At 27.6% G+C, this 21971-nt stretch carries 25 protein-coding genes; 19 read left to right on the top strand and 6 right to left on the bottom strand.

All coding sequences use genetic code 11. The features are described from left to right. Position 1: 1 nt before the first annotated feature. The gene (locus D3Z07_RS08700; protein WP_122893648.1) at positions 2-505 is read left to right on the top strand and encodes a prepilin-type N-terminal cleavage/methylation domain-containing protein; all 504 of its coding nucleotides are present in this window, start codon (positions 2-4) and stop codon (positions 503-505) included. Positions 506-579: 74 nt separating this feature from the next. Here D3Z07_RS08700 and D3Z07_RS08695 read toward each other — a convergent pair whose 3' ends face one another. From D3Z07_RS08695 to D3Z07_RS08685, 3 genes are all read right to left on the bottom strand, one after another. After that, entirely contained in the window at positions 580-942 is a 363-nt protein-coding gene (locus tag D3Z07_RS08695) for a hypothetical protein (RefSeq protein ID WP_122893647.1), read from the bottom strand. Between the two features lie 166 nt (positions 943-1108). Beyond that, positions 1109-1399, bottom strand: coding sequence for a P-II family nitrogen regulator (locus D3Z07_RS08690; protein ID WP_076083347.1), 291 nt, complete (start codon positions 1397-1399; stop codon positions 1109-1111). Between the two features lie 3 nt (positions 1400-1402). Further along, positions 1403-2392, bottom strand: coding sequence for a sodium-dependent bicarbonate transport family permease (locus D3Z07_RS08685; protein WP_076083349.1), 990 nt, complete (start codon positions 2390-2392; stop codon positions 1403-1405). A 136-nt stretch (positions 2393-2528) separates the two neighbouring features. Between D3Z07_RS08685 and D3Z07_RS08680 the strand changes: the two genes are divergently transcribed. From D3Z07_RS08680 to D3Z07_RS08595, 18 genes are all read left to right on the top strand, one after another. After that, positions 2529-3500, top strand: a complete 972-nt coding sequence (locus tag D3Z07_RS08680; protein ID WP_122893646.1) for a tripartite tricarboxylate transporter substrate binding protein — start codon at positions 2529-2531, stop codon at positions 3498-3500. 48 nt (positions 3501-3548) lie between these two features. Next, entirely contained in the window at positions 3549-4037 is a 489-nt protein-coding gene (locus D3Z07_RS08675; RefSeq protein WP_076083353.1) for a tripartite tricarboxylate transporter TctB family protein, read from the top strand. After that, positions 4034-5551 (top strand): tripartite tricarboxylate transporter permease, encoded by a 1518-nt coding sequence (locus D3Z07_RS08670; protein ID WP_076083355.1) that lies wholly within the window; start codon positions 4034-4036, stop codon positions 5549-5551. Before D3Z07_RS08675 ends, D3Z07_RS08670 begins: the two co-directional genes overlap by 4 nt. 29 nt (positions 5552-5580) lie before the next feature. Then, positions 5581-6261 carry a response regulator transcription factor gene (locus D3Z07_RS08665; RefSeq protein WP_122893645.1) on the top strand — a complete coding sequence of 227 codons (681 nt, stop codon included), beginning with the start codon at positions 5581-5583 and terminating at the stop codon, positions 6259-6261. After that, the gene (locus D3Z07_RS08660) at positions 6251-8440 is read left to right on the top strand and encodes a cache domain-containing protein (RefSeq protein ID WP_122893644.1); all 2190 of its coding nucleotides are present in this window, start codon (positions 6251-6253) and stop codon (positions 8438-8440) included. The genes D3Z07_RS08665 and D3Z07_RS08660 overlap by 11 nt, the downstream gene beginning before the upstream one ends. Before the next feature lie 68 nt (positions 8441-8508). Then, entirely contained in the window at positions 8509-9270 is a 762-nt protein-coding gene (locus D3Z07_RS08655) for an SDR family NAD(P)-dependent oxidoreductase (RefSeq protein WP_122893643.1), read from the top strand. Next, on the top strand, positions 9267-9686 hold the full coding sequence (locus D3Z07_RS08650; RefSeq protein WP_122893642.1) for a nuclear transport factor 2 family protein: 420 nt from the start codon (positions 9267-9269) through the stop codon (positions 9684-9686). Before D3Z07_RS08655 ends, D3Z07_RS08650 begins: the two co-directional genes overlap by 4 nt. A gap of 1 nt (position 9687) precedes the next feature. Continuing rightward, positions 9688-10953 carry an MFS transporter gene (locus D3Z07_RS08645; protein WP_122893641.1) on the top strand — a complete coding sequence of 422 codons (1266 nt, stop codon included), beginning with the start codon at positions 9688-9690 and terminating at the stop codon, positions 10951-10953. Between the two features lie 84 nt (positions 10954-11037). Then, positions 11038-11568: a lipocalin family protein gene (locus D3Z07_RS08640; RefSeq protein WP_228144677.1), complete on the top strand. Its 531-nt coding sequence runs from the start codon at positions 11038-11040 to the stop codon at positions 11566-11568. A 1-nt stretch (position 11569) separates the two neighbouring features. Next, the gene (locus D3Z07_RS08635; RefSeq protein WP_076083367.1) at positions 11570-12838 is read left to right on the top strand and encodes an NAD(P)/FAD-dependent oxidoreductase; all 1269 of its coding nucleotides are present in this window, start codon (positions 11570-11572) and stop codon (positions 12836-12838) included. Next, the gene (locus tag D3Z07_RS08630) at positions 12835-13575 is read left to right on the top strand and encodes a DUF1365 domain-containing protein (RefSeq protein ID WP_076083369.1); all 741 of its coding nucleotides are present in this window, start codon (positions 12835-12837) and stop codon (positions 13573-13575) included. Before D3Z07_RS08635 ends, D3Z07_RS08630 begins: the two co-directional genes overlap by 4 nt. 2 nt (positions 13576-13577) lie before the next feature. Then, on the top strand, positions 13578-14804 hold the full coding sequence (locus tag D3Z07_RS08625; protein WP_076083372.1) for an SAM-dependent methyltransferase: 1227 nt from the start codon (positions 13578-13580) through the stop codon (positions 14802-14804). Continuing rightward, positions 14801-15343 (top strand): DUF3833 domain-containing protein, encoded by a 543-nt coding sequence (locus D3Z07_RS08620; protein ID WP_076083375.1) that lies wholly within the window; start codon positions 14801-14803, stop codon positions 15341-15343. Before D3Z07_RS08625 ends, D3Z07_RS08620 begins: the two co-directional genes overlap by 4 nt. A gap of 39 nt (positions 15344-15382) precedes the next feature. After that, entirely contained in the window at positions 15383-15739 is a 357-nt protein-coding gene (locus D3Z07_RS08615; RefSeq protein ID WP_076083378.1) for a sirohydrochlorin chelatase, read from the top strand. Between the two features lie 73 nt (positions 15740-15812). Further along, complete coding sequence (locus D3Z07_RS08610; RefSeq protein WP_076083381.1) at positions 15813-16757, top strand: NAD(P)-binding protein; 945 nt, start codon at positions 15813-15815, stop codon at positions 16755-16757. A 3-nt stretch (positions 16758-16760) separates the two neighbouring features. Continuing rightward, a complete protein-coding gene (locus tag D3Z07_RS08605; protein ID WP_076083384.1) occupies positions 16761-17030 on the top strand; it encodes a hypothetical protein in 270 nt (89 codons plus the stop codon). 19 nt (positions 17031-17049) lie between these two features. Beyond that, the gene (locus tag D3Z07_RS08600; RefSeq protein ID WP_076083387.1) at positions 17050-18588 is read left to right on the top strand and encodes an ABC1 kinase family protein; all 1539 of its coding nucleotides are present in this window, start codon (positions 17050-17052) and stop codon (positions 18586-18588) included. Further along, on the top strand, positions 18585-18836 hold the full coding sequence (locus D3Z07_RS08595; RefSeq protein ID WP_076083390.1) for a TIGR03643 family protein: 252 nt from the start codon (positions 18585-18587) through the stop codon (positions 18834-18836). The genes D3Z07_RS08600 and D3Z07_RS08595 overlap by 4 nt, the downstream gene beginning before the upstream one ends. A 148-nt stretch (positions 18837-18984) precedes the next feature. Here D3Z07_RS08595 and D3Z07_RS08590 read toward each other — a convergent pair whose 3' ends face one another. The 3 genes from D3Z07_RS08590 to D3Z07_RS08580 are packed head-to-tail and all read right to left on the bottom strand — an operon-like array spanning position 18985 to position 21964. After that, the gene (locus D3Z07_RS08590; protein ID WP_122893639.1) at positions 18985-19641 is read right to left on the bottom strand and encodes a response regulator transcription factor; all 657 of its coding nucleotides are present in this window, start codon (positions 19639-19641) and stop codon (positions 18985-18987) included. Then, positions 19638-20738: an ATP-binding protein gene (locus D3Z07_RS08585; protein WP_122893638.1), complete on the bottom strand. Its 1101-nt coding sequence runs from the start codon at positions 20736-20738 to the stop codon at positions 19638-19640. The genes D3Z07_RS08590 and D3Z07_RS08585 overlap by 4 nt, the downstream gene beginning before the upstream one ends. Positions 20739-20764: 26 nt before the next feature. Then, positions 20765-21964 (bottom strand): acetyl-CoA C-acyltransferase, encoded by a 1200-nt coding sequence (locus tag D3Z07_RS08580; RefSeq protein WP_122893637.1) that lies wholly within the window; start codon positions 21962-21964, stop codon positions 20765-20767. Between the last annotated feature and the right edge of the window lie 7 nt (positions 21965-21971).

Raw genomic sequence — 21971 nt, 5'->3', positions numbered from 1 at the left:
TATGAAAAGAGCTTTTACACTACTTGAGGTAGTAATATCTATTACAATTTTTATGATTCTATTATTGTTCTTATATAAAGTTCTTGATCAAACGAAGCTTTCAAATACACAATTTAAAACAAAAGAAATTGACATTAAATCAACAAATCAATTAAGTAATATCTTTCTTGAAGATATTCTTGAAAAAACAACTAAGATTACATTTAAAATAGATAATGATAAGAATACACAAATTACTTTTAAAACTTCAAATACATATCATAATCCTTTTTATAGTTATGTAACATATCTTATTTCTTCAAATGATAAACTAATTAGAATGGAAAGTAAAGATAAGTTTTTATTTCAAGATACTCCAATTGAATTTTATGATAATGCTTTTATAGATATCCTCTTAGAAGATATAGAGTATTTTGAAGTAGTATCTAATGATACAAACTATACGATTGTAATTAAGCAGAAAAATAGAGATAGGTTGATTTTTAGTGCTTATGAATTCTTGTAAAATCAAGTAAAAAAAAGCTAACAAAATAAATTGCTAGCTTCTTAAATTAAGGAGAGGGGTTTCTTGTTAAATTATTAACAAGAAGTATGAAGTCTAGTATCAGTATCTTCTTCTGGATAGAAAGAAGCTAGTGTACAATGACTAATAGCAGATGCTGCTAAAATATTAGTACTTGCTGCTGATGTTTGCGTATTGTTAAAACTTAAATAATCTGGAGAATCATTGTTCTCAAGAGGATAAAAAGATGCAAATACTTTGTTATCACTAGTTGCAACTGCTAAAGTTTGATAAGCTTTTGAATCATCTTGAACTGAAGAAAGATAACTTGGTGTATCATCGTTCTCAACTGGGTAAAAACTTGCAAATGTATCTTGTGCTGATAATGCACTTCCTGCTAATAAACTTAATCCTATAATAGTTGTTGATAATTTTTTCATTTTAAAATCCTTTTAAATATTAATTTTTTATTTTCGTTTGTTTGATAAGTGTATTATAGATTTTTTATGTGTATCTTGCGTAAAGAGTTCGTTTATTGTTTGTGTAGTGTTGAATCATGAACTAATAGTTCTATGATTCAAATTATAAGAATTAGTTTAAAAAGATTTATAGTAACATCATCGCATCACTAACGATACATTTCCCACCGTATCTTTTAGTAAAGGCTCTTATTTCTTCTTTTATCTCTTCAAATTTTGAGCTATCACATACTGTAAAAATATAGTTATTACTTTGTATATCACTAAACTGATCAGCCATTTTTATTCCATGACCACCTGAGCCTTCTATATCTTTGATGATTGTATATCCCGTAATATCTTTTTCTTTAAATAAATCTAGTACCTTATTTAAATAAATTGATTCTATTATCATTTCGATTTTTTTCATGCTTTTCATAGTTTACCCCCAAAGTAAATTTATTAAATAGTAATATAATGGTATCCCTAATGATATATTAAAAGGGAAAGTGATTGCTAAGCTAAGTGGTAAATAAATACCAGGATTAGCTTCTGGAACTGATAATCTCATAGCTGCAGGAACTGCAATATAAGAGGCACTACCACTTAGAAGTGCAAGTAAAAATGCATCACCTTTTGATAATTCAAAAAAGTAAGCTAATGCCATTGAAAGTGAGGCATTAAAAATTGGCATTGCTATTGCAAATATAATTAAGAATAGTCCTAATTTTTTTAGTTCATAAATTCTTTTAGCAGCTACTATTCCCATATCTAATAAAAAGAATGCAAGCATTCCTTTAAATAATGTACCAAATAATGGCTCCATTGAATCCCAACCTTTTTGACCAGTTAAAATTCCAATAATTAAAGCACCTACAAGTAAATAAACAGAAGGGTTTAAAAATGCTTCTCTTAAAATTTCACCCCAATTTGTACCTGTTTTTTCTTTATTATCTTTGTCATTTTTGTCTTTTGCAAATAATGTTGCAAAAACTAAACCAATGATAATTGCAGGTGATTCCATAAGCGTCATAGCTGCAACCATATATCCCCCATACTCAACTCCAATTGTTTGAAGATAAGTAATTCCAGTAATAAATGTAACTGCACTAATAGAACCAAATGTGGCAGCAACTGCAACTGCATTATAGGTATCGAGTTTTATACGCAAGATAAAATAACTATAAATTGGTACAAGTGTTGCCATAAATACAGCTAAGCCAAGTGATTTAAAAATATAAATATCTATACCACTTTTTGAAAGTTCATATCCCCCATGAAGTCCAATTGCTATTAATAAATAAAGAGAAAATAGCTTTGGTAAAGGCTGTGGAATCGATAGTTCTGATTTAAAGAAAACTGCAAGCATACCAAGAAAAAAGAATAAAATAGGAGGGTTTAAAATATTTTGTAATATTAAGTCTAAGTTCATAATTTGTTTCCTAATTGAAATATTAAAAGCGATTATACTTTTTTTTTATTTTTATTAGCTTATAAATTTGTGATTTTATTTTTCTTACATTTTTTTCCTTTATACTGCTTTTATATAAAAAATAAAAGGCTAAATTATGAAAAATTCGATTACAAAAGTTTACAAGAATCTTGCATTTGCAGGATGTTTAGTTGCAGGACTTGCTACATCTTCTGTTGCATCAAGTGTTGATAAAGTTCACTTCCTAATTCCTGGAGGAGCTGGTGGTGGTTGGGATGGAACTGCTAGAGGTGTTGGTGAAGCTTTAAAGAAATCAAATCTTGTTCAAGAAACATCATTTGAAAATATGTCAGGTGGCGGTGGTGGTAAAGCCATTGCATACTTAATTGAAACTGCTAAAAAACAACAAAACACATTAATGGTAAATTCAACTCCAATTGTAATTAGATCTCTTCAAGGTGTTTTTCCTCAGTCTTTTAGAGACTTAACTTTAGTTTCTTCAGTTGTCGCTGATTATGGAGTTTTAGTTGTTAAAAATGATTCTAAATACCAATCATGGGCTGATGTAAAAGCTGCTTTTGATAAAAGTCCTAGAAATGTAAAAGTTGCAGGTGGAAGTTCAAGAGGTTCTATGGATCATTTAGTTGCTGCTCAAATTTTTAAAGCTGCTGGTGGAAATCCAACATCAGTAAGATATGTACCTTATGATGCAGGTGGAAAAGCACTTGCTGGTTTATTAACTGGTGAAGTAGATGTTTTATCAACAGGTTTTGGTGAAGTATTAGAAAAGCATAAAAAAGGTGAATTAAGAATTATTGGTGTAACTTCAAATGAAAATATTGAAGGAATTCCAAGTTTCAAAAGCATGGGTGCAGATGCATTTTTTGCAAACTGGAGAGGATTCTTTGGCGCTCCAAACCTTTCTGAAGAAAAAACACAAGCATTTGCTGATGTGATTGGAAAAATGTATGACACACCTGAGTGGGAAGTTGTTAGAAAAAGAAATGGTTGGGCAAATTTATATCAACCAACAACAGAATTTAAATCTTTCCTAGAAAAACAAGAAGAAGTAATTGGTTCTTTAATGAAAGAAATGGGATTCTTATAGAATAAAGAGAAGAGGGTTTTCCTCTTCTTATTATTAAAGGTTAATAATATGACAAAAAATACAATAGGTTCAATATTTTTTTTAGTTTTTTCAAGCTTTTATTTTTTTAATGTATTTAGTATTAAGAAAATGCCAGGTAGTCAGTTTGAAGTAATGACAGCTTCTACTTTCCCTTTTTATATAGGATTAGCTGGAATAATAGTTTCACTTATGATTCTTATATTTTCTCTTATAAAAAAAGATGATAATGATTTTTTAACATTGAAGTATTTAAAAACATTAGATTTTAAAACTACATTATATTTCGTTATTGCGATGATTTTTTATGGGTTTACAATTAGAACATTAGGATTCATTATCTCGACTATAATTTTTTTACTAATAGGTTTTCTACTATTAAAAGAGAAAAATATAAAAAGAATATTACTAATTTCATGCGGTGTTTCAATAGGATTTTACCTATTGCTAAATAATGTTTTAGGTGTTTATATAGACCCTGGAATGTTATATGAATATTTCTTAGGAGAACAATCATGATGGATGGTATATTAGCAGGTGTTGTTACTGCATTTTCTATGTATAATATTTTAATGGTTGCAGTAGGTTGTTTTGCTGGAACTTTTATTGGAATGCTTCCTGGACTTGGACCAATTTCTGCAATTGCGTTAATGATTCCAATTACATATGGAATGGAGCCTTCTTCTGGTTTAATTCTAATTGCAGGTGTTTATTATGGTGCAATTTTTGGAGGTTCTACCTCTTCAATTTTAATTAATGCTCCTGGAGTTGCAGGAACTGTTGCTAGTTCTTTTGATGGTTATCCAATGGCGAAAAATGGTCAGGCTGGAAAAGCTTTAGCAATTGCTGCATATTCATCATTTACAGGTGGAACAATTGCAGCAGTATTTTTACTTTTTGCAGCACCAGCACTTGCAAATGTAAGTTTGAGTTTTCAGTCATCTGATTATTTTGCTTTAATGGTTCTAGGGTTAACAGCAGTTGCAGCTTTTGCTGGAAAAGGAAAGTTTTTAAAAGCAGCTATTATGACTATTTTTGGACTAATGTTAGCAACTGTTGGAACAGATTCTGATTCAGGAATTGCAAGATTTACTTTTGGAAGATTAGACTTAATCGATGGAATTTCATTTTTACTTCTAGCAATGGCAGCTTTTGCTTTATCTGAAGCTATGATGAATATTTTAGAAAATCATAAGCAAACAAAAGAAGAAGTAGATGCTCTTAAAAAAGATATTGGTTCATTAAAAATTACAAAAGAAGAAGTAAAAGAGATGGCTCCAACTGTTGGAAGGTCATCTGTTCTTGGTTTCTTTGTTGGAGTACTTCCAGGTGCAGGGGCAACTATTGCTTCATTTTTAGCATATGGAATGGAGAGAAGTATTGCAAATGTAAAAGATAAGCTTACTTTTGGAAAAGGAAATGTAAAAGGTTTAGCAGCTCCTGAAAGTGCAAATAATGCAGCTTGTTCAGGTTCATTTGTACCTTTATTAACACTTGGAATCCCAGGTTCTGGTACTACTGCTATTATTTTAGGTGCATTAATTTCTTATGGAATTCAACCAGGACCAACTATGTATGTAGATAATCCAGCACTATTTTGGTCTGTAATTATTTCAATGTATATTGGTAACCTTGTATTATTAGTTTTAAATTTACCATTAATTCCCTATATTGCAAAACTATTAACAATTCCAAAACAATTGTTATTACCATTGATTATCTTTTTCTCATTAATTGGAGTTTACTTAGTTACATTTAACAACTTTGATATTTATATGATGACAGGTTTTGCAGTTGTTGCATTGTTTTTAAGAATAGTTGATTTCCCAATGGCTCCTATGATTTTAGGATTTATTTTAGGTGGAATGATGGAAAGTAATCTTAGACGAGCACTTACAATTAGTGATGGTTCTTTAGCTTTTCTTTGGGAAAGACCAATTACATTAAGTATTTTAATATTAACAATTGTATTATTATTCTTACCACTAGTTAGTGAATATTTTGCTAGAATTAAAAAAGGTAAAAAGGCGTAAGCTTTCTTTTTACCTTAAAAGAGGTATTCATGGAAAAATTTAAAAAATATACAATTTTATATCTTGAAGATGATGAAGCTGTAAGAACAATCAACTCAAGGTTTTTAAAACGTATGTTTAATGAACTTTATGAAGCTGGAGATGGTCTTGAAGGACTATCTTTATATAAAAAACACAATCCTGATATCATTCTAACAGATATACAAATGCCTGAGATGGATGGTATCACACTTGCAAAAGAAATCAGACAAAGTGATACTACAACTAAAATAATTATTTCAACAGCTTTTAGTGATAAAGAATATTTATTAGAAGCAATTGAATTACATTTAGAAAAATACATAATTAAACCACTTACAAGTAGAAACTTAATCCCAGCACTTACAAAAGCAGTTGATGATTTAGAAAAAAACAAAAATTCTAAAATAGAAATTACAGAAGATTTCTATTTTAATACTCAAACGTCTGTTTTTTATTTTGAAGAAAAGGTTATAGAATTAAATAAAAAAGAGCTACTATTTTTAAAGCTATTATGCTTAAATAAAAACAGAGTTGTAAGCTATGAAGAAATAGAACAATATGTCTGGGAAGAAGAGTATATGAGTTTAAACTCATTAAGAACTACGATTGGATTTTTGAGAAAAAAGATACCAGTAAATTGTATTAAAAACATTTCAAATATGGGATATAAATTAAAACTTGAAAGTTAATTACCAAAGAAAAATTGAACAAGGTGTAAAGAAAACTACACTACTTAGCTCCACAATTATTATCATTATTGTTGCAACTGTAATTGGTGCAACACTTATTAAAACAGAATACAATAACTTTAAAACTCATATAGAAAATTTTAAAACCACTTTAATTGAAAGAGAAAAATTTTATATTAAAACAGCTGTAGAAAACTTAGTTAGTGATATGAAGTTTGAAGAAGAAGCAATTTTAAATTCTAAAAAAGAAAGAATAGAGAAACAATCTATAATTGCTTATAATTTAGCTTACTCTTTATATGAGAAAACTAAAAACTTATCAAAAGATGAACAAATAAATTTTATAAAAAATTCGATAAAGCAAATCTCAAAAAAACAAAGTGATATTAACTATTTTATTTTAAATACAAGTGGTAGATTGATTTTGAATAGTGAAAATAATAGTGATGAAAATGAAGTTTTTTTAGATTTTGAGGATATAAATGGTTTAAAGTTTATAAATAAAATGATTGATTCAAATAAAGATAAACAAAACTTTATTGAATATTTTTGGTATAAACCAAATAGTAATATCACAGCAAAAAAGATTACATATACAAGACATTTAAAAGAGTTAGGAATTATAATTGGTTCAGGTAGTTTCCTTGAAGTAGAAAAAAATAAATTAAAAAAGAGAATATCAAAAAAGATATTTAATCAAAACTATAATACTGAAGAGTTTGTTTTAATATATAAAATAAATAGTTTAAATAACATTGCTAGTAAAAGTGATTTATTAACACAAAAACATATTATTTCAAGTAAAGTTGAGCTTAAAGCTATGGAAGATTTACTAATAGAAACAAACTATAAAGGAAATGATTATATTTATTTTGATAATAAAAGGAAACTCCTTTATGGAACTTTTGTTACAAACTTACGTTATTTTATAGGAATTGGAGTTGATTTAACTCAAATCAATAATATTATAAAAAAAGAAAGAGCTACTTCAATTGATAACCTATCTAGTAAAATATTAAAATTAGCAATTATTATTTTAATAATGACTGTAATATTTTTTATGTTCTCACTTGGTTTTACAAGAAAAATAGAGAAACTTTTCATACAATATAGACAAACAGTAAAACAAAACGAAGAAAAATATGCACTTCTTTTTAATTATAGTAATGATGGTTTTATAATTTCACAAATGAAAGAAGATAAAACACTTATTTTAAGTCTTAATAAAACTGCACTAAAAATAACAGGGTATGAATCTAGTGAAATTTTAGAACAAGAGTTTTTTGACCTTTTTAATAATCTAGATTTAGAAGAAACTAAAAAATCTAAGTCTTTATCCAAAACAGTTAAACTAGTAAGAAAAAACAAAGAAATTAGAACTATTGAATTAAATATGATTGTATATTCATACGAAAATCAAAATCTACTTTTTGCATCTTTACGAGATATAACAGAAAGAACTCTTTTAAAAGAAGAAAAACTAAAACAGCAAAATATATTAATTCAAAAATCAAAAATGGCAGCAATGGGTGAAATGATAGGAAATATTGCACATCAATGGAGACAGCCTTTATCACAAATTTCAGGTTTATTTTTTGACATAGAATCAGCTTATGATTATAAAGAATTAGATAAAAAATACTTATCTCAAAGAGTTGGTGATGCAAATGATCTACTTGAATATATGTCTAAAACTATTGATGATTTTAGAAACTTCTTTAATCCAACTTCCAAAAAAGAAGAGTTTTTAATCCAAGATGCAGTTTTTAGAGCAATAAAGATTTTAAAATCAACTTTAGAACATCATAAAATCGATATTCAAATTCAATGTGATAAAAAATACAAGATTTATGGATATAAAAATGAATATTTACAAGCAATAGTTAATATTATTTCAAATGCAAAAGATATTTTAGTTGATCAAAAAATAAAAAATGCAAAAATAAAAGTATATGTAAAAGAAATTGATGATGAAATTATATTATTTATTGAAGATAATGCAGGTGGAATTGATGCTTCAATTATGGATAAAATATTTGATCCATATTTTACAACTAAATATGAATATGGAACAGGAATTGGGCTTTATATGACAAAATTAATTATTGAAGAGAAAATGAATGGAGTTATAAAAGTTGAAAACTTAAATGATGGAGCGGTATTTTCTATTAAAGTATAGATAAACTAACATTTAAATACTACTAAAAATATCTAATTAGATTATTATATAACAAAAAAGGCTTTATCATGAAAGCTAAAAAGCGAATCTGGATTGTAGGTGGAAGTAGTGGTATTGGCTTAAAACTAGTAAACTTGTGTTTAAATGCTAATTATCAAGTAGTTGTATCCTCTAGAAGTGCTAGTACAAACGAGTCATTATTAGCACTAAAAGATGTTTTCTCTCAAGATTTAGCGCTAGTAGACCTTGATGTATCTAATAAGCAAAATATTGCAAGTAGTGTTAAAGAAGCTTGGAATGCTTTTGATGGTTTAGATATCTGGTTTTACAACGCAGGTGCTTATGAAGTTATGACTATTGATACTTGGGATAGTGAAAAATTTGAGCAAATGAATGAAGTTAATTATCTTGGAATTATAAGATTAATGAACGAATTATTACCTTATTTTAAAGAGAGTAAAAAAGGTCATTGGGTTTGGAACTCTAGTATCTCTTCTTATTTTGGTTTACCTCAAGGTGGTGGATATTCAGCTCCAAAAGCAGCTTTAGTAAATCTTGCACAATCTTTACAACCAGAATTAGACCCTTTAAATATAAAACTTCAAATCATAAATCATGGTTTTGTAAAAACAAGACTTACTGATAAAAATAAATTTGAAATGCCACAATTAATGCAGCCAAAATATGCAGCGCAAAAGATTTTAGAAGGAATTGAAAACCCAGACTCTTTTGAGATTAGGTTTCCTTATATTCTTTCTTTATTTTTAAGAATATTAAGAATATTACCATATAAAGTTTCACTATATTTAACAAAAAAGATGCTTCCATGAAAACACAAGATTACGCTTTATTCTTTGAAAATATTACAAAAGAAACACCAATAAAAGAGTATGAAAATGTATTTGATATTAATGCAAAGTTCAAGGACCCTTTTAATGAGGTTAAGGGCTTAGATAAAATATATGATATTTTTCAAGATATGTATATAAAGCTTGATAATCCAAGATTTAAAGTAATTGAAATAGTAGAACAAGGTGATATCTCATACCTAAGATGGATTTTTGAGTTTAATTTTAAAAACGATTCTTTGCTTAATTCTTTTGAAGGAGTTTCAAGAGTTGAGTTTAATGAAAATCAAAAGGTTATCTCTCATGTTGATTATTGGGATAGTGCAGAAAACTTATATGAAAAAATTCCCATTCTTTCTTTTTTTATAAAATTAGTAAAAAGAAAAATCAAAAGCTAAGATGAAAACTCTTGATAAAAAGACTGTAATCTATTATAGTTTAATAGCTATACCTTTAGCAATTGTAGGCTTACCTTTATATATTTATTTACCAACTTTTTACGTAAGTGATGTTGGTATAAATGTAAGCATTGTAGGTTTGATTCTTTTTATTGCAAGACTTACAGATGTTTTTACAGATCCTTTTTTTGGACTTTTAAGTGATGAGAGTGTAAAGAAATTCTCTAGCAGAAAACCTGTTATGATTTTTGGTTCTTTTATTTTGATACTAAGTTTTTACGCACTTATTAATCCAAATTTACAATATCCTGAACTTTGGCTTTTTTGTTTTTCTGTTTTGATTTATATAGGATGGAGTATGATAAATATTCCCTATCTTACATGGAGTAGTGAGATAAGCCAAATATATGAAGAAAAAACTATTTTAAATAGTTCTCGCGAACTTTTTACTATTATTGGAGTATTAATTGCTTTGCTTGTTCCTTATGTTTACAAGGTAGCTCAAAACCCAAATGAAACTCTAAATTTACTATATTTTACTTTTTTGTTTTTATTCTTGCCTTTATTTTTAATTACAATGAATAAAATAAAAATTAATGCAGATATACAAAGTAGTGATTTTTCTTTTAAAAATATTAAAAGTGTTTACAAGAAAATACCAGATATAAAGCTTTTACAAGTAGGTTACTTTCTTAATAATCTTGCAAATGCTCTACCTGCAACACTTTTTTTACTTTTTATAGAACTTGTTATAAAGGAAAAAGACTCAAGTGGAATGGTTTTGATTTTATATTTCTTTGCAGGTATTGTAGCCTTACCTTTTTGGTATAAACTTTCAAATAAAATTGGCAAGAAAAAAACATGGATAGCTTCTATTTTATTAGCTTCAAGTGCTTTTATTTTTGTGCCTTTTTTACAAGAGGGTGATTTGACTGCTTTTATAATCATTAGTATAATTACAGGACTTTGTTTAGGTGCTGATATGGCAATGCCTACATCTATACAAAGTGATTTAGTTCAAAAAACAAAAATGTTATCTTTTAATATCTCAGGTTTACTTTTTGGTATTTGGACAATGATTACAAAGTTAACTCTTGCTCTTGCAGTTGCTTTAGGTTTTGTAATACTTGGTATTTTTGACTTTGAAGCAAGTAGTCCTAGTAGTACTTCATTACTGATATTGTCTTTACTTTATGGTTTAGTTCCAGTTTTCTTTAAACTTGCAGCCATTTACTTTATTAATAAATACAAAGATATTCAACAATAAAAAGCAGGTTTCTTTATAAAGAAACATTTTTTTACTACAAAAAAACCTTATAAAAATATAGAATGTCATTATAAGGAGTTTGAGATGAAATTAAATATTATATCTTTTTTTATTACCATGGTTATAACTCAAACTCCTTATGTTCTTGCAAAAGCACCTGCGCCTGTAAACTATTTAAATGCTAAACAATTCAGTGGCTTATGGTACGAAATTGCAAGAACATATAATGATTTTGAAAAAGACTGTGTAGGTTCAACAGTTGAGTATAAACATGTAGAACCTTTAAAATATGAAATAATTAATAAATGCTTTAAAAATACCTTTGATGGGAAAATCATAGAATATAATGGTACTGCAAAACCTAGCAATGGAAAAGATATGTCAGAAATTGATATGACATATTTTTGGGTTTTTACAAAAGAATATAGAATAATAAATTTAGATGAAAACTACGAATGGGCAGTTGTATCTGATATAGATATGAAAACTCTATGGATAATAAATAGAAAACCTTTTATGAAAAAAGAAAAACTTGACAATATTGTGGCTTCTTTAGATAAACACATGGATACCTCAAAATTAATTTACACTCCACATAAAAAGAAAGAAGACTAAAATGAAAAATGAAAAAAGATTAAAAATTGCAGTATTAGGTGCTGGTATTAGTGGTTTAGGAAGCGCATATTTATTAAGTAGAAAACATGATGTAGATTTATATGAAAAAGAGAATAGACTTGGAGGTCATGCAAGAACTACACAAGTTAGTGAAAATGGTAAGACTTTTGGAGTTGATACAGGTTTTTTAGTTTTTAATCATGAAACATATCCATTACTTACAAAACTTTTTAAAGAGCTTGATGTAAAAATTGAAAACAGCGATATGAGTTTTGCCTTTTGGAATAAAAAAACTAACCTAGCTTATAATGGTGAATCATTAAGAGGAATGTTTTTTCAAAAGAAAAACCTTTTTTCATACTCACACTTGAAAATGATAAGTGATATTTTAAAATTCAATAAAAAAGCTAATAATGATTTAGATACAGATCATGCTGATTTAGATTTAACTTTAGGAGAGTATTTAAAAGATTACTCTTACTTTTTTAAACAAAGATATATTATTCCAATGGGTGCTTCTATTTGGTCAACTCCTAGTGAAAAAATGAATGAATTTCCTGCAAGAACTTTTTTACATTTTTTTAAAAACCATGGACTTTTAGGTGTTGATACACAACATCAGTGGTTAACAGTAAGTGGTGGTTCAATCAACTATGTAAATAAAATTTCAGAATTTATCTCTGGAAAAATTATAAAAAATAGTGATGTAATATCAGTTGAAAGAGAAGATGATGAAGTAGTACTTGTTCACGAAGATAATAGCAGATCAGTTTATGACAAAGTGATTTTCGCAATGCATGCACCTGATGCTTTAAAGTTAATTGATGAACCGACAATTGATGAGTTAAATATTCTTTCATGTTTTGAATATAAAGAAAACAAAGCACTTTTACATAATGATACAAAAGCTTTGTACCCAAATAAAGATGTATATGCAGCTTGGAATTATAAAACAAATGAGAAAGATGATAATAAAACAGATGAAAATGTAACACTATCTTATTGGATAAATAGATTACAAAATTTAAAATCAGAAAAAGAGTATTTTGTATCATTAAATGAGACACAAAAAATTGATAAGGTTATAGAAGAAATATCATACGAACATCCACAATTTGATGTAAAAGCAATTGATGCTCAAAGTAAAAGAAATGTAATAAACGGTAAAAACAATACATATTTTGCAGGAGCATATTGGAGATATGGATTCCATGAAGATGGTTTGTATTCTGCTAATACAATTGCCCAAGAGTTTGGATGTGAGTTATGAGTCACAAGTTTCAAGAAGGAATAATTTATCATAAAAGAGTAAGTCCAAAAAAACATGAGTTTAAATATAAGTTCTTTATGCTTGATATTGATATGAATGCTTACGAAAAACTTGATAATAAATATTTCTCAAAAAATAGCTTTAATCTTTTTTCTTTTAACACAAAAGATCACTTTGGTGCAAGTGATGATTTTAGAGTAAATATAAAAGAGATACTAAATAAATACTCTATTGAAGCTACACAAAAAATGAGATTTATAACACTACCTAGTATTTTAGGATATGTTTTTAATCCTATTAGTGTGCTTATTCTTTTTGAAAAAGATACACCAACACACATGATTGCTGAGGTTCATAATTATAATGGTGGAAGGGTTATTTATCCAGTAAAATTAGAATCAAAAGATAATAAACATTTTAAAGGTGTAGGGCTTAAAGATATGTATGTATCTCCTTTTTTCCAAAGAGATGGAAGATATGAGTTTTCATTAATATATGAAGCAAATCAGTTTTCATTAGGCATAAATCTTTTTGAAAATGATAAAAAAATGTTGAATTCAACATTTGTAGGAAAATCAAGAGTTTTTAATGAAGTAAATGTTCTGTCACTATTTTTCTCTCATACACTTTTAACTGTATGGGTAGTTACTAGAACGTTATGGCAAAGTTTAAAACTTAAATTAAAAGGCTTAAAATTTAATAAGCCAACAGCACAAGACCAAGTAAGGAGGGCATAATAATGAAGACTTTATGGAATAAACTAGGGGATAAGTATTTATCAAAAATCACTCAAGGAACTTTAGAAGTAGTTTACAGTGATGGTAGTACAAAAATATATGGTAATAACCAAGAACCAAAAGCAAAACTTGTTTTAAATAATGCAGATTTGTTTAGACGATTGACATTATTTGGAGATATTGGTTTTGCTGAATCTTATATGGATAAAGATTTTGAATGTGATGATTTAACTGCATTAATCAAAATAGGTATTATTAATTCTGAATCACTTGAAACTAAAAGTGAAGATGCAAAGAAATTCTCACTTCATAATTTATTCCCAGTTATGAATAAAATAAAGCATTCATTAAGAAAGAACTCTAAAACTAGGTCTGCTAAAAATATTCAAGAGCATTATGATTTATCAAATCAATTCTTTGAACTATTTTTAGATGATACAATGATGTACTCATCAGCTGTTTTTGAAAAGCCAGATGAACCACTTTTTGAAGCACAAAAAAGAAAAATTGATATTTTAGCAAAGAAATTAAATCTTAAAAAAGGCTCAAAAGTATTAGAAATTGGTTCAGGTTGGGGTGCTATGGCTATGCATTTAGTAAAAGAGTATGGTTGTGAAGTTACAACTTTAACACTTTCAAAAGAGCAAAAAAAGCTATGTGAAGGTAGATTCAAAGAGCATAATATTGAAGAGTCTGTAGATGTAATATTAAAAGATTATAGAGATATGCAAGGGCAGTTTGATGCAGTAATTGCAGTTGAAATGTTCGAAGCAGTGGGGCGTGAGTATTTTGATGTGTTCTTTAAAAAATGTGAAGAGCTATTAAATCCTCATGGAATTTTAGTGATGCAAATTATTACAATGCCTGATCAAAGATACTCTTCATACTGTAAGGGAACTGATTTTATTCAAAAGTATATTTTCCCAGGTGGTCATCTTCCAAGTGTTGGAAAAATACTAGATGTTACAAGTAAAAATACAAAATTAAACCTTCTTCATATGGAAGAATACACAGAACATTATGCAAAAACTTTAAATGTTTGGCATGAGAACTTTAACCAAAAATTAGAAGAAGTAAAAAACTTAGGTTTTGATGAGTACTTTATTAGAATGTGGAAAATGTATCTTTGTTATTGTGAAGCTGGATTCTTAACAAGAAATATTAATCTTGTTCAAGTTGCTTTTACAAGATATCAAAACGTTGCATTAAATCAAGGTTTAGTTGCATGAAACTAAAATTTCTTTCATTAACTATTATTACAAGTATTATTTTTATAATATTCATAGGATGTTCAAAAATGCAAATAGAAGACTTTACAAATAAAAGCCCTGAATTTATTCCACAAGAATATTTCAAAGGTAAATTACGAGCTTATGGTTTAGTAAAAGACAGAAGTGGAAAAATTATCAGAACTTTCAAAGGTGAACTTGAAGGTTCTTGGGATGAAAATGGCATTGGTACTTTAGATGAAAAATTTGTATATGATGATGGAGAAAAACTAACTAGAGTTTGGAAATTAAAACCAACAGGCAAAAAAACTTTTGATGCAACAGCAGGAGATATAATTGGAACTGCAAAAATGATTGCTAATGGAAATACTGTAATGATTGATTATGTTATGGAAGTACCTTATAATGACAGTACTATTAATATCTCTGTAAAAGATTGGCTTCACTTACAAGATGATGGAGTAATAATAAATCACTCAAAAATGAAAAAGTTTGGCTTTACTGTTGGTGAGCTAGTTATTACCATCATCAAAGATTAAAAATACTAAAGTATCAAATAAGAATAGAAGGGTATTAAAATGAAAGCAATAATATTTATAGCACATGGAAGCAAAAAAGACAAATCAAATAATGAGTTTAAAGCCTTAGTTGAAAATATTTCAAAGAATGTTAAAACTTATGAATTGAAAAAAGCAGCTTTTTTGGAATTAGCAAGCCCAAGTATTGAAGAGACTGCATTAGAGTTTATAAAAAAAGGTGCAAAAGATATATCTTTTTACCCATTCTTTTTAAATTCGGGAAAACATGTATTAATTGATTTACCTGAAATAATCGATGGATTAAAAAAAGAGTACAAAGATATTAACTTTACACTATTAGAACATTTTGGAAAATCAAAAAGAATTGAAGAGATTATACTAAGTGATATTGAATAGATAGTATAAACTGACATTTTTTCACTACTAATGTTTATTTAAAAGTAATAAAATAAAACAAAAAAGTGGAAAAATGAAAATAGCAATTATCGGTGCAGGTTTAAGTGGATGTAATGTTTATAAAAACCTAAAACAACAAAATCATGATATTACAATATTTGAGAAATCAAGAGGTACAGGTGGGAGACTTAGTACTAAATATATTGATGATAAATTCATAGACCATGGAACACCTTTTATAAATACTAGAAATTATAAATCTGCAAACTTTTTAGATTTCTTAGATAAAAAAGTTACACAAAATACTCTAAGAAATATTGATAAAAAATACTACCCTACAAACGGAATCAACAAATTATGTTCATCTTTGATTAATAAAAAAGATTTAATTACAAATACTAGAATAACTAATGCAAAATTAATTAATCAAAAATGGACTTTAACAGATAATACGAATACTATATATGATGATTTCGATTTTGTAGTTTTTACAATTCCTGCTACACAAATTTTAGAAAATGATTTTGATTTAGATGAAGATACAAAAGAACAATTACAAAATATTTCATATGCTCCAATGGCTAGCTTGATTTGCTATACAAATAATACAAACACTAAAAAAATTAAAAATCAAGACCTAAATAAAAGTGAACTTTTTTACAAAGTTATAGATAATTCAACAAAATATGATTATGAAGATTTTGAAAGTTATGTATTTCATCTAAATAAAGATTTTGTTTTAGAAAATATGAATTTAGAAAAGAATGAATTATTTGAATTAATTCATCAAAAAATCTCAAAAGAGTTTGATATTAATTTAAAAGAAGATTTCAATGTTGTTGAACATTTTTGGAAATTTGCTTTTGCAAAAGAGCAACTTGAAAAAGATTTTATTTTAAATAAAGAAAAATCTTACGGGATTTGTGGTGATTATTTCAATGGTATTAATTTAGAAGCTACCTATCAAAGCTCTTTAAAGATATCAGATGAAATAAATTCAATTTATAAAAAAGGATAGAAAATGTTAACAGAATTAATGAATACAGTAATAGGTGCAAAAATAGCAGCAGAAGAAAAAATGAAAACAGATTTAAAAGCTTTAAAAAAAGATGGAAAAATGAAAAAGTGTGATTTTAAAAAGCATATAAAAGAAATAGAAAAAAAAGGTAAAAAAGAACATAAAGAGCTTAAAAAACATGTAAGATCTATGATGAAAGAGATAATCAATGAACTAGGACTTGCTACTAAAAAAGATTTAAAAAGATTAGAGCAAGAATTAAAAAAGAAATAATTAGATAAAAGGATATGTTATTAAATATTATTCATTATTAAGAATCTATAGGGTTTTTACATTTTTATTAACTGTTTATTTAGTTATAAAAAAGAAAGATAGCTTTTTATTTTTAAAGCCTTTGAAACCTCAAAGATTAAAAAATACTATTGTTAAATTAGGAGCTAGTTTTATAAAACTTGCACAAGTTCTAGCTACTAGATCTGATTTTTTTTCACAAGATTATTTAGATGAGTTAAAGAACTTACACGATCAAATTCCTCCTATGCAAAAAGATGATTTTGAAGAAATTTATAACATAGCTTTTAAAGATAAAGATATTTTTACAAGTTTTGAAAATACACCAATTGCATCTGCATCTATTGGACAAGTACATAAAGCGTACTTAAAAAATGGAAAAAAAGTAGCAGTTAAATTAAGAAGAAAAGGTATAAAAGAGCAAGTATTAGCAGATATTAAAATAATCAGTTTTTTTAATACTTTATTTAAACCATTATTTTCTTCATATACAAAAAATTCTATTGAAGCAGTAATTTCAGAGTTTTCAAAAATGATTGTAGAAGAAGTTAGTCTTAATCAAGAAATGAAAAATCTAAAGACTTTCAAAAAAACTTATAAAGATCAAAATGTAAGATTTCCAAAAGGCTACGCAAAACACTCCTGTGACGATGCTCTAGTTATGAGTTTTGAAGAAGGTTTTAGATTTGATGATAAAGAAAATATTCTAGGCAATAATATAGATTTCAAAGCAATTATTGCAAACCTAGTAGATTTCTATACTACTCAAATGCTTATCAATGGATACTTTCATGCAGACCCTCATCCTGGTAATTTACTTGTGAATAAAAAAGGGCAATTAATACTTTTAGATTTTGGAATGGTTAAAACTGTACCAAATGATAAAAGAATAGCTATTATTGAGCTTATAAAAGCTGCTAACGAGCAAGATTATGACACATACATAAGTGCAAGCAAAAAATTAGGAACCATTGCTTATGAAGCTCCTAGTTCAGAGTTAGCGGAATTTACTGCAAAAATGTTTGATATTTTCTCAAATGATAATTTGGATAGTGAATCAATGCAAAAACTAGCTTTTGAAGTGTTAGAAAGCACAAGAGATTTACCTTTTAAGTTACCAAGTGATGCTATTTATATTTTAAGAGTTAGTGCAATTGTTGAAGGATTAGGAACTACATATATAGAAAACTTTAATGGTGTAAAAGATATTTTACCAATACTTACAAAAAATCTTCCAAAAGCATTGGGTGCAAAAGAGTCAATATCACAAACAATAACAGAAGAGATCAAGGACTTGCCTTTTATTGTAAAAGATTTGAAAACAGTTATTAAAAAGGCTAGTGAAGGGACTTTAGAAGTTGAAGTATCAAATAACCAAGTAGAGTATATTACAAACACTACAAGAAAACTTATAAAATCTTATGTAATATCTCTAGGACTTATTTTTTCTTCAATGTTCTATTTATTGTATGGTTTTGAACCAAAAGAAGTCGCGATTGGGCTTTTTGCTTTAGGATTTGCAAGGTTATTATACAAATGAAAAAATTAAAATTAGAATTAAATGAAGACGATAAAAATAGATTAATACAAATGGCATGGCAAGATAGAACTACTTTTGATGCAATTAAAAGAGAGTTTGGTCTTAGTGAAAATCAAGTTAAAAATGTAATGAGAACACTTATTTCAAAACCTGCATATAATAGATGGAGAAAAAGAGTTCATAATCGTAAAACAAAACATGAAAAGAAAGTTGAATATAAACCAATTAGATTTCAAGGGCCTTGGTAGAAATTTTTCTTTATTTGTTCCGTAATCCTTTAAGGTTTGTGGAACTTTGTAGTTTTTACTTTTTGAACACTTTGTGGAACAGGAAAACTCACTTGAGTGTTTCGTGTTCCAAAATAAGAGGTTGTTGATTGATTAGTAATTGTCTAACTTAGAGGGGACATTCCAATATTAAAAAAGTATAACCTCTGTTTGAAGAAGCTTTAATATAATCAGTAGGAAGCTTTTTCCTAAGTCTTCTAATAAGTGTTCTAATTGCATCTAAAGAACTATATTCACCCTCCCAAACATAGTTTTGAATATTTTCATAAGTAACTATTTGATTCTTATTTATTAAAAAAAGGTTCATCATTAGTGTCTCTTTTCTTGTTAGTTCTATCTCTTTATCTTTGAATTTCAATCTACTATCTTTAAAACTAAACGAACAGTCATCTCTAAATTCAATCTCATTTTTTGGTATTTGACAAAGCTTTTCAACCTTTATTTCAAGTTCATCGATAAAAAATGGCTTTTTTAAATAATCATTACACCCAAAATCATAAGACTCTTTAATAATATCAAGTTCTACAGTTGCTGAAATAATTATTACAGGAACTTCATCATAAAACTCTCTAATCTTTTTTAATATCTTAATACCATCTACATTTGGAACATTTATATCAAGAATAAAACAAGAAAAACCCTCTGTAATATTATCTAAGGCTTCTTGACCATCTATAAAATTGGAAACCTTATGTCCACTATTTTCAAGCTTTAATGTAATTGTTTCATTTAAAGTTTTATTATCTTCTAAAAGGAGAATTTTCATAATAACTTCTCTTTATTTGGTAGTTTTATAGAAAAAATCACATTATCCTCTCTATTTTCAACTTTTATTTCTCCTGACATTTTATCTTCAACAATAACTTTTGCCATATATAGACCAAAACCCATCCCTTTTGATTTTGTTGTAAAAAATGGCTCAAATACTTGTTCCATAATATCTTTTTCTATAGCTCCACCATTATCAGCTATCTCAATTATTGTTGATTTATCATTTGTGAAAACCTTTATTTTTATAGTTCCATTAAAACCTTTTTTCTCATCAAGCTTAACTAGCTTATTCTTTGCATTGTTGATAATATTTAAAAGTACTTGTTTTACCTCATTTTCAAAACCATATATAAAAATCTCTTCATCATCTTCATAATCAAATTCTACTTTGATATTAAAATAGAATATCTGCTTACCTACAATCTCAAATATCTCTTTGATAGCTTTTTTTATTCCAAACTCTTTTTTTACACTTGAAGGTTTTAAAAAATTCCTAAAATCATTTAAGGTATCAGACATATACTCTACTTGAACCATTGAATCATTTACAATACCTGATAACTTATCTTTATCCATTCTATCCATTGAGTAAAGGATTTGCATCTTTTGAATCTGTGCAGAGATCTCGACTAGTGGTTCATTCCATTGATGTGCAATTGAGGCAATCATTTCCCCCATCTCTGCAAATTTACTCTGCTGAATTAAAAGTTCTTTTTGTCTAATTCTTTCAGTAATATCATTCATCACACAAACAATTCCAGCAACACTACCATCATCATTTAGATGAACAACTTTATTTAATGTAAAATACTTTATCTCTCCATCCGGAGTTAAGAAACTTACCTCATCTAAAATAGTTTCAAATGTTTTCATAATCCTTTTGTCAATTATCTTATGTCTGTCAGCTGCTTCTTTTGGGAAAAATTTATAAGCTAATTTACCAAATATATCTTTTTTGGGAGTTTTTACTAAATCTGAAAAACATTTGTTACACCTAACAAACCTTCCCTCTACATCTTTATAATAAACAGGATTAGGTAAACTATCTAATAAAATATCATCAAACTCTTCTTTACTCATTTTATAATCCATAGTTAGTTTACCTTATCATACCATCTTTATTCTACATTTTTAAGTAAAATAGATGTTCCTAATCCACCACCAATACAAAGTGATGCTACTCCATAATTTGATTTTCTTTTTTGCATTTCATGAACAAGTGATACAATAATTCTATTTCCACTAGCTCCTACTGGATGGCCTAAAGCAATAGAGCTTCCATTTAGGTTTACACGTCTGTTTATCTCATCACTACTAATATCAAACTTATCTTTTAAAATCTCTTGAACACCTAGACATTGTGCGGCAAAAGCTTCATTTATCTCATAAATATCAATATCATTAAAATGCAACATATTTTTATCTAACAATTTTCCAATAGCATAACCAGGAGTTAACCCCATATATGCAGGGTCAATTCCAACTTGTTCACAATCTACTATTTCAGCCAGTGGTTTTAAACCATACTTTTTTACTGCAATATCCGAAGCTATTAGTGTAAAACTTGCTCCATCATTTATTCCAGAAGCATTTCCTGCTGTAACTGTTCCATCTTTTTTAAATGCAGCTCTTAGTTTTAAAAGCCTTTCCAAAGAAGTATTTCTATTGATATACTCATCTTTATTAAAAACAATTTCACCTTTTCTTGTTTTTATAGTAATTGGTGTAATCTCATCTTTAAACTTTCCTGCATCGTCAGCTATGATTGCCTTTTCTTGTGAGTAAATTGCGTACTCATCTTGTGATTCTCTACTAATACTATATTTATCGGCAATATTTTCAGCAGTTATTCCCATATGAAAACCACCAAAGGCATCTGTTAAAGCATCATTTACCATAGAATCAACTATTTGTGAATTTCCAAGTCCTAAACCGCCTCTTCCTTTTGCAGGAATTAAATAAGGAGATTGAGACATAGATTCAACTCCTCCTGCAATAATCACATCTTTATTTCCTGCTTTTATTTCACTAACTGCACTCATAACTGATTTCATACCTGAACCACAAAGTATATTTATAGAGTATGCAACTGTTGAATCGGGAAGCCCTCCATAAATAGAAGCTTGTCTTCCAATACCTTGAGAGTGTCCAGCACTTAAAATATTTCCAACAATAACTTCATCCACAATCTCTTTATCAATATCTTTTATAAGATCTTTTATAACTTCACCAGCTAAGTGACCAGGATCCATATCTTTAAGTGTCCCAAGATATGCTCCAATTGCACTTCTTTTTGCTTCTATAATATAAACTTTCATAAAATCC

Origin of the sequence: Arcobacter peruensis, from assembly GCF_003711085.1 — a bacterium.
GTDB lineage: Bacteria > Campylobacterota > Campylobacteria > Campylobacterales > Arcobacteraceae > Poseidonibacter > Poseidonibacter parvus.
Note: the sequence above shows the minus strand (reverse complement) of the source record. Positions and strands in the feature narration are given on the sequence as shown.